This window comes from Streptomyces sp. NPDC087787, from assembly GCF_044743035.1.
Taxonomy (GTDB): Bacteria; Actinomycetota; Actinomycetes; order Streptomycetales; family Streptomycetaceae; genus Streptomyces.
Genome location: NZ_JBIUVQ010000002.1, coordinates 433,931 through 447,973 on the forward strand (window position 1 = coordinate 433,931; position 14,043 = coordinate 447,973).

The window sequence follows — 14,043 nt, forward strand, 5'->3', positions numbered from 1 at the left end:
CGTCCGTGGGCGCCCCCTGACCGCTTGGTCGGCCGGCAGTGACGCCGGCGGCATCAGCCATCTCCGAAACACCCCTGGAGGTACCCCCATGTCCCGTCGCGACGGTGCCGCCCTCCCGCTCACAGCGGCGCAGCGCGAGCTCTGGCTCGCCGAACAGGCATCGAACGGGGTGATCCCCGCCTACCGGATCGGCGAGTACCTGGAGATCCACGGGCCGGTCGACGGCGCTCTCTTCGAGGCCGCCCTGCGCCAGGTCGTCGACGAGGTCGACGCCCTGCATGTACGGTTCGCCGACAACGCGGGCAGCCCGACGCAGGTCCTGCGCGCGACGACGCACTGGCGGCTGCCCCACATCGACGTCAGCCAGGAGACCTCCCCCCGCACGGCGGCGCTCGCCTGGATCGCGGCCGACCGCGCCCGCCCGCTGGACCTCACCCGTGATCCCCTGTTCAGCTACGCCCTGTTCAGGCTCGCGCCCGACCGCTTCCTCTGGTACCAGGGCTACCACCACCTCGTGATGGACGGGTACGGCTACTCGCTCGTCGCGCGGCGCCTCGCCGAGACGTACACACTCCTGGCCGACGGCCGGAGCGCGACACCCACCGCGTTCGCCTCGCTGGACGAACTGGTGGCGAGCGACACCGCCTACCGCCTGTCCGAGAAGTTCGCCGCGGACCGCGCGTACTGGCTGGGGCGGCTCGCGGACCGCCCGGAGGCCGTGCGGTTGTCGACGCGCGCCGCACGCGGCGGTTCCGCGGCCGTGCGCAGGACCGAACTGGACACCGCACCGGTCGGGGAGGCACTGCGCAGCGCGGCCGGCAAGGCCGGCACCCGATGGTCCCGCGTGCTCATCGCCGCGACCGCCCTCTACACGCACCGGCTCACCGGCGTGCGGGACATCGTCCTCGGGCTCGCCGTCACCGGCCGCCCGCCCGCCGACCCCACGCTTGCGGCGACACCGGGAACGGCCTCCAATCTCGTACCGCTGCGCCTCACGGTGCGCCCGGGAATGCGCTGGTCGGAACTGGTGAACCAGACCACGCAGGAGGTCAGCGCCGCACGGGAGCACCAGCGTTACCGTGCCGAGGACGTGCACCGCGAGCTCGCCCTGCCCGGCAGTATCAGCACGGCCTTCTCCCCGGTCGTCAACATCATGTCCTTCCCCTACGACATCACGTTCGCCGGACACCGCGTCACGGCCCACAACGTCGCCGAGGGGACCACCAGCGACCTGGCGCTCTGGGGTGTGGACCGACGGGACGGCTCGGGACCACGGATCAAGCTCCACGCCGCCGCCGACGCGCACGACGAGACTGAATTCGCCCGCCACGGTGAGCGCCTCGGCAGACTGCTGGAGCGGATCGCACAGGGTGACCCCGAGCAGAGCGTCGGCGGGATCGACCTGCTGTCGCGCCGGGAACGTCGCGAGGTGCCGGCCGACCGCGACGGCAGGCATGCCGAAGTACCGCGCACCGGTCCGGCCGAGCTCTTCGAGGAGCAGGTGAAGGACTCGCCGGACGCGGTGGCCGTGGTGGCCGCCGACTCCGCCTTGACCTACGCCGAACTGGACGCCCGGGCCAACCGGCTCGCCCATCTGCTGATCGCCCGCGGCGCGGCACCCGAGCGGCTGGTGGCGCTGGCCCTGCCGCGCTCCGCGGAGCTGGTGGTGGCGATCCTCGCCGTGCTCAAGTCCGGTGCCGCCTGCCTGCCACTCGACCCCGAGTACCCGGCGGCCCGTATCGCCGCCACGCTCGACGACGCCCGGCCCGCGCTGCTGATCACCGACACCGGCACGGCCGAGAGGCTCACCGGCACATCGCCCGTCGGACGTGTGGTCCTGGACCACCCGGACACCGCCGACATGGTGGACACCTACCCGCACACCCGCCCGGCGGTCCCCGTCGATCCGCAGCACCCGGCCTACGTCGTCTACACGTCCGGTTCCACCGGCCGGCCCAAGGGGGTTGTGGCCACCTGTGGGGGCCTGGTCAACCTCTTCCACCACCAGCGGTGGACCCTGTTCACCGCCGCGTCCGCGCGGCGGATGCGGGTGGCGCTGACCACGTCGGTGTCGTTCGACGCGGCCTGGGACCAGTTGTCGTGCCTCTTCGCCGGTCATGAGCTGCATGTCGTGGACCAGCGGACATGGGCCGACCCCGACGCCTTCGCCGACTACCTCGTCCGCCACCGCCTGGATCTGGTCAACGCCACACCGTCGTACTGGCGGATCCTGCTCTCCCACGGCCTGCTCGACGCCGGCCGATGGCGTCCCTCCGTGGTCGTCGCCGGTGGTGAGGCCGTACCGGAGCGACTCTGGGACGACCTGGGCTCGGTCGAGGGCGTGGCCGCCTTCAACTTCTACGGCCCGACCGAATGCACGGTCGACGCGGTCACCGCCCGGATCGGCTCCTCCCCCGCCCCCGTCATCGGCCGCCCCATCGGCAACACCCGGGCGTATGTGCTCGACAGCGGACTCCAGCCCGTTCCGCCCGGCAGCCCGGGCGAGTTGTACATCGCCGGGGCCGGGGTGGCGCGTGGCTATCTCCACCGGCCCGGGCTGACCGCCGAACGGTTCGTCGCCGACCCCTTCGGCCCGGCCGGGGCGCGGATGTACCGCACCGGGGACATCGTGCGGTGGAACCAGGACGGTGACCTCGAGTTCACCGGTCGCGCCGACGACCAGGTCAAGGTCCGGGGTTTCCGCATCGAACCGGGCGAGATCGAGGCCACGCTCGTCGAGCACCCCGATGTGGCGCAGGCGGCCGTCGTGGTCGTGCGGGACCAGTCCGACGAGACGTCCTTGGCGGCCTATGTCGTGCCCGCCGCCGAAGGTGTCCAGGTGGACCGGGTGCGAACGTTTCTGCGGGAGCGGCTGCCCGATCACATGGTTCCGGCGGCCTTCGCGGTCCTGGACCGGCTTCCGCTGACCGCGGGCGGCAAGCTCGACCGCCGGGCCCTGCCCGCCCCGCATGCTCCGGTGGCCGCACCCGGCAGAAAGCCGCGCACACTCCGGGAGCAACTGCTGTGCCGGCTCTTCGCCGAGGTTCTGGGGCTGCCCGCCGTCGGCGTCGACGACAGCTTCTTCGACCTCGGCGGGCACTCCCTGCTCGCCATGCGGCTGATCGCCCGTGTCCGGTCCGTCCTCGATGCCGAACTCGGCCTCGGCGACCTGTTCGACGCAACCACCGTCGAACGGTTGGCCGCCGCACTCGACGGTGCGGGTCTGCGGCGGCCCCCGCTGACCGCCGGCAGCCGGCCCGACGTGGTACCCCTGTCGTTCGCGCAGCACCGCTTGTGGTTCCTGCACCGGATGGAGGGCGGCGGCGCCACCTTCAACATCCCGCTGGCGTTGCGCATGCAGGGATCCCTGGACCGGGGCGCCCTGGAAGCCGCTCTCGCGGACGTCGTGACCCGCCACGAGAGCCTGCGCACGGTCTTCCCGGACACTCACGGCGTCCCCCACCAGCACGTCCTGGACCCCGGGCAGGTGCCGCTACGGCTACCGGTCACCGCCACCACCGATGCCGAGTTGCCGAACCGGCTGGCGGACGCGGCACGGTACGCCTTCGACCTCGCGGCCGAGCCTCCGGTACGGGCGGAGCTCTTCGTACTGGGCCCGCGGGAGCACGTACTGTTCGTCGTGGTCCACCACATCGCCGGCGACGGCTGGTCGATGGGGGCGCTCGCGCGCGACCTGACCACCGCCTACACCGCACGGCTCCGAGGCGAGGCACCGGACTGGGCACCGCTGCCCGTGAGTTACGCCGACTACTGCCTGTGGCAGCGTGAACTGCTCGGCGACGAGTCGGACCCCGGCAGCCTGAGCGCCCGGCAGCTCGCCCACTGGAAGGAGAACCTGGCCGGCCTGCCGGACCGGACCGAACTGCCCGTCGACCGGCCCCGACCCGCGAGGATGTCGTACCGCGGCGCCCACCTGCCGTTGCGCCTGGACGCGGAACTCCACGCCGCCTTGCGGGAGTTGGCGCGCACCAGCACGACCAGCACCTTCATGGTGCTCCAGGCGGGTCTGGCCGCCCTGCTCGGCAAGCTCGGCGCCGGTACGGACATCGCCATCGGCACTCCCGTCGCAGGCCGCACCGACGAGGCCGCGGACGACCTGATCGGCCTCTTCGTCAACACCCTGGTGCTGCGTACGGACCTGTCCGGCGACCCGTCCTTCACCGAACTGCTCGCACGGGTCCGGAAGAACGCCCTGGCCGCGTACGCCCACCAGGACCTGCCCTTCGAGCACACGGTGGAGGCGGTCAACCCCGCCCGTTCGCTGGCGCACCATCCACTGTTCCAGATCATGCTGGCGCTGCAGAACACCCCTCAGGACGCCTACGACCTGCCGGGACTGCACGTCGAGGGCGAACTGGTGCACACCGGCACCGCCAAGTACGACCTCACCGTCAACCTGTCCGAGCGGCACACCGCCGACGGCGCCGCGGACGGGCTCGCCGGCTTCGTGGAGTACAGCACCGACCTGTTCGACGCGGCCACCGTGGAGGTCGTCGTCGAACGCTGGGTGAGGCTGCTGCGGGCCGCGATCGCCGACCCGGACCAGCCCATCGGCCGCATCGACGTGCTGGCGCCGGAGGAACGCCGAAGCCTGCTCGCCGCGCCGGACACCGCACCGGACACCGTCGCACCGACCACCATCACCGCGCTCTACGAGGAGCAGGCCCGGGCCACCCCGGACGCGGTCGCCGTGGTGTCCGGCGAGACCTCGCTCACCTACCGCGAGCTGAACGCACGAGCCAACCGTCTCGCCCATCTGCTGATCGCCCGGGGCGCCGGACCTGAGCAGCTGGTGGCGCTGGCCCTGCCGCGCTCGGCTGAGCTGGTGGTGGCGGTCCTCGCGGTCCTCAAGGCGGGCGCGGCCTACGTCCCGGTGGACCCGGAGTACCCGGCCGCCAGGATCACCTTCATGCTGCGTGACGCACGGCCCGCCCTCCTGCTCACCACCGGCCCGGCCGCCGCCGGGCTGACCGGCTGTGACGAACCGGCCGAACGGCTCCTGCTCGACGACCCGGCCGTTCTCGCGAGCCTCGACGCGGCCCCGGACACCGATCCCCGTACCGCCGTCGCACCGGACAACCCCGCGTACGTCATCTACACCTCCGGCTCCACCGGCAGGCCGAAGGGCGCCGTCATCCCCCACCGGAACGTGGTGCGCCTGTTCGCCGCCACCCGGCACTGGTTCGGTTTCGGTGCCGATGACGTGTGGACGCTCTTCCACTCGTACGCCTTCGACTTCTCGGTGTGGGAACTGTGGGGCCCGCTGCTGCACGGTGGGCGGCTCGTCGTCGTACAGCACGACGTCAGCCGCTCCCCGGACCGCTTCCTGCGGCTGCTCGCCGACGAAGGCGTCACCGTGCTCAACCAGACGCCATCCGCGTTCTACCAGCTGATGCGGGCCGATCAGGACGACCCGCGGACCGGCGGTGCGCTTGCCCTGCGCACCGTGATCTTCGGGGGCGAGGCGCTCGAGCCGGCCCGGCTCGCCGACTGGTACCGGCGCCACCAGGACGATGCCCCGGTCCTGGTGAACATGTACGGCATCACCGAGACGACCGTGCACGTCACCTACGCCGCCCTCGACCGGCACAGCGCCGTGACCGGGGGCGCAGGCGACATCGGCACCGCCATGCCGGACCTGCGCACCTATGTGCTCGACGCCCACCTGCAGCCGGTGCCGCCCGGTGTGGCGGGTGAACTCTACGTGGCCGGTCCCGGTCTCGCCCGCGGCTATCTGAACCGGCCGGGGCTCACCGCCGGGCGCTTCGTGGCCGACCCGTACGGTCCGCCGGGGGCGCGGATGTACCGCACCGGTGACGTGGTCCGCTGGAGCTCCCGCGGCACGCTGGAGTTCGTCGGGCGCGCCGACGACCAGGTCAAGGTGCGCGGGTTCCGCATCGAACTCGGGGAGATCGAGGCCGCGTTGGCCGGCCGTCCCGACGTCGCTCAGGTGGCCGTCCTCGCCCGTCAGGACCGCGCCGACGACACCCGTCTTGTCGCCTACGTGGTGCCCGCGTCCGGCGCCGCCCCGCAGTCGGCCGTGCTCCGTGAACACCTGCGGGAGCGGCTGCCGGAGTACATGATCCCCGCTGCCTTCGTGCCGCTGGACGCGCTGCCGCTGACCACCAACGGCAAGCTCGACCGCCGGGCGCTGCCCGAGCCGGAGTCGGGCCCCACGGGCGGTGGCCGGACTCCGCGCACGCCGCAGGAGCAGATCCTGTGCGAGCTGTTCGCCGAGATCCTCGGTGTGGCCGAGGCCGGGGTGGACGACGGCTTCTTCGACCTGGGCGGCCACTCCCTGCTCGCCACCCGGCTGGTGGCCCGGGTCCGCGCAACCCTCGGGGTCGAGCTGGAGCTGCGCACCCTGTTCGAGGCGCCGACCCCCGCGGGCATCGCGGCGAGCCTCGCCAAGGCGGGGGAGGCACGGCCGGCGCTGACCCCGCAGGAGCGCCCCGAGCGGATCCCGCTCTCCTTCGCCCAGCGGCGCCTGTGGTTCCTGCACCAGCTGGAGGGCGCCACCGGCAACTACAACATCCCCATGGCCTGGCGCCTGACGGGCCCCCTCGACCGGACCGCCCTGGAGGCCGCCCTGGCGGACGTGGTGGCCCGGCACGAGAGCCTGCGCACGGTGTACCCGCAGATCGACGGCGCGCCCCACCAGGAGGTGGTGAGTCCGGCGGACGCCCGCGTGAGGCTGCGTCCGGCCTCCACCACCGAGGAGGAGCTGGATGGCGTCCTCGCCGAAGCGCTGACCCACTCGTTCGATCTCGCCGCCGAACCGCCCCTTCACGCCGAGCTCTTCACACTGCGGCCCGACGAGCACGTGCTGCTGCTCGTCATCCACCACATCGCCGGTGACGGCTGGTCCCTCGGCCCCCTGGCGCACGACCTGAGCGCCGCGTACGCGGCCCGCTGCCAGGGCCGGCAGCCGCAGTGGGGGCCACTGCCGGTGCAGTACGCCGACTACACCCTGTGGCAGCATCGGCTGCTCGGGGACCACACCGACCCGGACAGCCTCTTCGCCCGCCAGGCCGCCTACTGGACGGAGAACCTGGCCGGGCTGCCCGAACAGATCCAACTCCCCACCGACCGGCCCCGCCCCGCGGTCGCGTCGCACCGCGGCGGCTTCGTGACCGTCGAGCTGAGCGCCGAACTCCACCGGAAACTGCGCCAGTTGGCACGCGATCACGACACCAGCCTGTACATGGTGCTGCAGGCCGGGCTCGCGGCGCTGCTGAGCCGGCTGGGCGCGGGGACCGACATCCCGGTCGGCAGCCTGGTCGCGGGGCGGACCGACCAGGCGCTGGACGAGCTGATCGGGTACTTCGTCAACACCCTGGTGTTCCGCACCGACACCAGCGGCGACCCGAGCTTCGCTCGCCTGCTGGGCCGCGTCCGCGATGTGGCGCTCGGCGCCTACACCCACCAGGACGTGCCGTTCGAGTACCTGGTGGAGGTCCTCAACCCGGCCCGGTCGCTCGCGCACCATCCGCTGTTCCAGGTCATGCTGGTGCTGCAGAACGCCCCCAGGGCCGACCTCGCCCTGGCGGGTCTGGACGTCGGCGGCGTCCGGCTGACGACGACCACCTCCAAGCTCGACCTGGTCTTCTCGATGTCCGAGCGCCACGGTGAGGACGGATCCCCCGAGGGCATCGACGGGTTCATCGAGTACGCCGGAGATCTGTACGACCCGCAGACCGTGCGGTCGACGGCCGAGCGGTGGGTGCGGCTGCTGGAGGCCGCGGCCGAGGACCCCGAGCGGCTGATCAGCGAGTACGACATCCTGAGCGCCGGCGAACGCCGGCAGTTGGCGGCCGCCGACGGCACCACCGTGGAGGCGCCCGCGGTCGCGCTGCCGGCCCTGTTCGAGGCACAGGTCCACGCACGCCCCCACGCGGTCGCGCTGGCGTGCGGCGACACCACGCTGACGTACGCCGAGCTCAACACCCGTGCGAACCGGCTCGCTCATGCGCTGACCGGCCGCGGTGTGGGGCCCGAGGACATCGTGGCGCTCGCGCTGCCACGCTCCGTCGACCTGGTCGTCGGCGTGCTCGCCGTGCTCAAGGCCGGCGCCGCCTACCTGCCGCTGGACCCGGAATACCCGGCCGCCCGGCTGGAGTTCATGGTCCGCGACGCCCGGCCCAAGTTGTTGATCACCAGCAGCGCATTCGGCGACCGCCCGCTCGGCGCGCGGGAGCCCGACCGCCTGGTGCTGGACTCCCCCGAGGCAGCCGCCCTGCTGGAGGCCCTGCCGAAAACCGGCCCCCGGACCGTCGTAGCCCCGGACAACCCCGCGTACGTGATCTACACCTCCGGCTCGACCGGCCGCCCCAAGGGCGTCGTGGTCGGCCACGCGGGCGTGGTCGCCATGGTCGCGGCGCAGGTGGAGCGGTTCGCCATCGACACGCGCAGCCGTGTGCTGCAGTTCGCCTCGCCCAGCTTCGACGCGTCGGTGTCGGAACTCTTCACCTCGCTGCTGACCGGCGCCACGCTGGTGCTGCCGCACACCGGATCGCCGCTTACGGCCCTGACCGACCCCGCCACCGGAGTGACACATGTGACGCTGGTGCCGTCGGTGCTGGCGGCCGTACCGGAGGGCGCGCTGTCGGTGTCGACGCTGATCGTGGGGGGTGAGGCGTGTCCGGCGGAACTGGTCGGGCGGTGGGCACCCGGCCGCCGCATGATCAACGTGTACGGACCGACGGAGACCACGGTGGTCTCGACGATGAGCGAGCCGCTGGTCCCTCGTGATCAGGCACCGTCGATCGGCCGTCCCATCGCCAACACCCGGGTGTACGTGCTCGACGAACGCCTGCGACCGGTACCGCCGGGCGTCCCCGGCGAACTGTACGTGGCCGGCGTCGGACTGGCCCGCGGCTACCTCAACCGCCCAGCACTCACCGCCGAACGGTTCGTCGCCGACCCGTACGGCCCCGCAGGCAACCGCATGTACCGCACCGGCGACCTCGTACGCCGACGCACCGACGGCGACCTGGAGTACATCGGCCGCGTCGACCAGCAGGTCAAGGTGCGCGGGTTCCGCATCGAACCCGGCGAGATCGAGGCCGCGCTGGCCGGCCATCCGGACATCGGCCAGGTCGCCGTCCTCGCCCGTCAGGACCGGGCGGACGACACCCGGCTCGTCGCCTACCTGGTGCCGGCGGAGGACCGCACGCCACGGCCCGAAGAGCTGCGGGCCCATCTGCGGGACCGGCTCCCGGAGTACATGTTCCCGGCCGCGTTCGTGACCCTGGACGCACTGCCGCTGACCGCGAGCGGCAAGCTCGACCGCGCCGCGCTGCCGAAGCCCGAGGTCACCACCACTCCGGACGGCCGGGCCCCCAGGACGTCGCGGGAGCAGGTCCTCACCGAGTTGTTCGCCGAGGTGCTGGGCGTACCGAAGGTGACGGTCGACGACGACTTCTTCGACCTGGGCGGCCATTCCCTGCTCGCGACGCGCCTGGTCGCCCGGGTGCGCGCGGCGCTGGGTGTGGAACTGGAGCTGCGCGCCCTGTTCGAGACCCCGACGGTGGCGGGTCTGTCGACGGGTCTCGGCGAGGCCGGGCAGGCGCGCCGGGCACTGGTCCCGCGGCAGCGTCCCGCGCGTATTCCCCTCTCCTCCGCGCAACGGCGTCTGTGGTTCCTGCACCAGCTGGAGGGCGCCGGCCCCGCCCACCACATCCCGCTGGCCTGGCGGCTCACCGGAGACCTCGACAGCGCCGCCCTGCGGGCAGCCCTCACCGACGTCATCACCCGGCACGAGACGCTGCGGACGGTCTTCCCGGAACACGACGGCGTTCCCTACCAGCAGGTCCTGGACATCGCGAGGGCCCGCCCCGAGCTGCCGGTCGTCGGGGCCACCGAGGCCGAACTGCCGGAGCTGCTCGGGCAGGCCGTGCGACGCGGTTTCGATCTCGTCACCGAACCACCGGTGCGCGCCGAGCTGTTCGCGCTCGGCCCGGATGAGCACGTCCTGCTGATCGTGGTCCATCACATCGCCGGTGACGGCTGGTCGCTGGGTCCCCTGGCCACCGACCTGTCCACGGCATACACGGCACGGCTGAACGGCATGGAGCCGAAGTGGGCGCCGCTTCCGGTGAGTTACGCCGACTACACGCTGTGGCAGGAGGAGCTGCTGGGCGAGCCGCACGACCTCGGCAGCCTGTCCGCCCGCCAGACCGCCTACTGGACGACGACGCTGGCCGGGCTGCCGGAGCAGATCCCGCTGCCCACCGACCGGCCCCGCCCCGCCACCACCTCGTACGACGGCCGCCATCTGGCGGTGGAGCTCGACGCGGACCTCCACCAGGGGCTCACCGCGCTGGCCCGGGAGCGCGGCGTCAGCACGTACATGGTGCTGCAGGCCGGACTCGCCGCGCTCCTGACCCGGATGGGCGCGGGCACCGACATCCCCGTCGGCAGCCTCATCGCCGGCCGCACCGACCAGGCACTGGACGACCTCGTCGGCTTCTTCGTCAACACGCTCGTCCTGCGCACCGACACCTCGGGCGATCCGACCTTCGCCGAACTGCTCGGCCGGGTGCGGGAACAGGCCCTGGGCGCCTACGCGCACCAGGACCTGCCGTTCGAGCACCTGGTGCAGGCCCTGAACCCGGCCCGCTCACTCTCCCGCCAGCCGCTGTTCCAGGTGATGCTCGCACTGCAGAACGTGCCACGCAGCACCTTCGACCTGCCCGGCGTACACGCCGAGATCCATCTCGTGCACACCCCGACAGCCATGTTCGACCTCGGATTCCACCTGGTGGAGCGTGGCGACACCGGCACGCCCGCGGGGATCCACGGATACGTCGAGTTCGGCACCGATCTCTTCGACCAGGAGACGGTCGAGACGCTGTTCGCCCGCTGGGTGCGGCTGCTGCGCGCCGCGGTCGCCCAGCCCGACCGGCCGATCAGCTCGTTCGGCGTCCTCACGGCCGACGAACGCGATGCCCTGCTGATCGGACGCAACGCGACCGCCGTCGAGTTCCCCGGCACCAGCCTGCCCGGCCTGTTCGCGGCCCAGGTGCGGGCCACACCGGACGCGCCTGCCGTGATCTGCGGCGACACCACACTCACGTACGCCGGGCTCGACGCCCGAGCCAACCGGCTCGCCCATGCCCTGATCCAGCGGGGAGCCGGCCCGGAGCGGATCGTCGCGCTGCGGCTTCCGCGTTCGGCCGGATTCGCGGTCGCCGTGCTGGCGGTGCTGAAGACCGGTGCCGCCTACCTTCCGATCGACCCGGAGTACCCGGAGTCCCGGGTCGCGTTCATGCTGGACGACGCGCGCCCGGCCCTGGTCCTGGACGACTCGCGGGACGTCGAGGCAGGGCCCGGGCACCCGGACACCGATCCCGCGGTCGCGATCGATCCGCGTCACCCGGCGTACGTCATCTACACGTCCGGTTCCACCGGTCTTCCCAAGGCCGTCGTCATGCCCTCCGGCGCCCTGGTGAACCTCCTCCAGTGGCACCATCGCGCCATCGGCGGTCAGCCCGGCACGCGGGTGGCCCAGTTCACCGCGGTCAGCTTCGACGTCTCCGCGCAGGAGATGCTCTCCGCCCTGTTGTTCGGCAAGACCCTGGTGGTTCCCTCCGACGGGCAGCGCCGCAGCGCGGAGCTGCTGGCCCAGTGGCTCGACGAGCACGGGGTGGAGGAGCTCTACGCGCCCAACCTGGTGCTCGAGGCGCTCGCCGAGGCGGCCGCCGAGCAGGGGCGCGACCTGCCGAGCCTGCGGGTGATCGCGCAAGCCGGCGAGGCGATGCGGCTGGGCACCCAGGTCCGGGGCCTCGGCAGCCACCGCGCCGACCGGGTCCTGCACAACCACTACGGCCCCGCCGAGACCCATGTGGTCACGGCCTACCCGCTCCCCGCCGACCTCTCCGCGTGCCCGCTGCCGGTTCCCATCGGCCGTCCCGTCGCCAACTCCCAGGTGTACGTGCTCGACGCCGCGCTGCGGCCGGTGCCGCAAGGTGTCGCGGGTGAGCTGTACTTGGCCGGCGCGCAGCTGGCCCGCGGCTACCTGGGCCGGCCGGGCCTGACGGCAGGCCGGTTCGTGGCGAACCCGTACGGTCCGGCCGGCTCGCGGATGTACCGCACCGGTGACCTCGTCCGGTGGCGGGCCGACGGCGAGCTGGAGTTCCTCGGCCGGGTGGACCACCAGGTCAAGGTGCGCGGGTTCCGCGTCGAACCCGGCGAGATCGAGTCCCGGTTGGCCGCCCATCCCTCGGTCGCGCAGGCCGCGGTGGTGGCCCGGGAGGACCGGCTGGTGGCCTACGTCGTACCCGGTGACGCAGGGGCGGACGGCATCCGCGCATACCTGCGCGAACGGCTTCCGGACTACATGGTGCCGTCGGCGATCGTCACCCTGGATGCCCTTCCGCTGACCCCCAACGGCAAGCTGGACCGCGCCGCGCTGCCCGCACCGGGCGGCGACAACCCGGGCGCCCGGGCACCGCGCACCCCGCAGGAGCAGATCCTCTGCGAGCTCTTCGCCGAGGTACTGGGTGTGCCCCAGGCCGGCGTGGACGACGACTTCTTCGACCTGGGCGGCCATTCGCTGCTGGCCACCCGGCTGGTCTCGCGGATTCGCGTCATCCTCGGCGCGGAGCTGGAGCTCCGGACGCTCTTCGAAACCCCGACACCGGCCGGGCTCGCCGCCGCACTGCACAGCGCCGCCACCGCCCGGACGCCCCTGGTGGCGCGGCAGCGCCCCGAGCCCACGCCGCTGTCGTTCGCCCAGCGCCGCCTGTGGTTCCTCCACCAGATGGAAGGGCCCAGTGCCACCTATCACATGCCGCTGGCGCTGCGGCTCACCGGTGCCCTCGACCGCCGCGCGCTGGAGGCCGCACTGACGGACGTGGCGACTCGCCATGAACCCCTGCGCACGGTGTTCCCGCACCACGACGGCGTGCCGTACCAGCGGACCCTCGACGCCGCCGAGGCCGGGATCCCGCTGTCCGTCACCGAAGCCACCGAGGCGGAGCTGCCGGAGGTGTTGCGCGCCCGGGCGGCCCGCGGCTTCGACCTGGCCGCCGAACCGCCCGTCAGGGCCGAGCTGTTCGCGCTGGCACCCGATGAGCACGTGCTGCTGGTCGTTCTGCATCACATCGCCGGTGACGGCTGGTCGCTGGGACCGCTGTCCCGCGACCTTGCGACGGCTTACACCGCCCGGTGCCGGGGTGAGGCGCCCGCATGGCCGCCGTTGCCGGTGAGCTACGCCGACTACACCCTGTGGCAGCACGACATCCTCGGCGACGAGTGCGACACCGACAGCGCCTTCGCCCAGCAAGTCGCCTATTGGAAGCGCCGGCTGGCGGAGCTCCCGAACCAGGTGGGGATCCCCGCCGACCGCCCTCGTCCGGCGACCGCCTCCCACCGCGGTGACCTGGTCACCCTCGAACTGGACGCCGCGCTCCACGCCGGGCTCGGTGACCTGGCCCGGCGTTGTGGGGCAAGCCTGTTCATGGTGCTGCAGGCCGGACTCGCCGCCCTGTACACCCGGCTCGGCGCGGGCACCGACATCGCGGTCGGCAGCCCCGTCGCGGGGCGCACCGACGAGGCCCTGGACGACCTGGTCGGGTTCTTCGTCAACACGCTCGTCCTGCGCACCGACACCTCGGGCAACCCCACCTTCACCGAGCTGCTGGGCCGGGTGCGGGAGTCCGCGCTGGAGGCGTTCGCCCACCAGGACGTGCCCTTCGAGCATCTGGTGGAGGTGGTCAACCCCGCCCGGTCGCTCTCCCACCACCCGCTCTTCCAGACCATGCTGGGCGTGCAGAACGCGCCCATGGGCGACTTCACCCTGCCCGGTCTCTCGGTGTCCGGGGTACCCGTGCCCACCAGCACCTCCCGGGTCGACCTCACCCTCAGCCTCGCCGAACGCCGAGGCCCGGACGGCGCGCCGGGAGGGCTGGACGCGCTCCTGGAGTACGCCACCGACCTGTTCGACCGTGCGACGGTGGAGACGCTGTTCGCTCGGTGGACACGGCTGCTGGAGGCCGTGGTCGCCGACCCGGACCGGCC

The 14,043-nt window shown here is 72.6% G+C and carries 1 protein-coding gene; it reads left to right on the forward strand.

Features of this window, described 5'->3' with window-relative positions; translation table 11 throughout:
* Positions 1-88: 88 nt before the first annotated feature.
* Positions 89-14,043, forward strand: a 13,955-nt coding sequence (locus tag ACIOWN_RS05960) for an amino acid adenylation domain-containing protein (RefSeq protein WP_362352885.1), incomplete at its 3' end; no start/stop codon positions are given.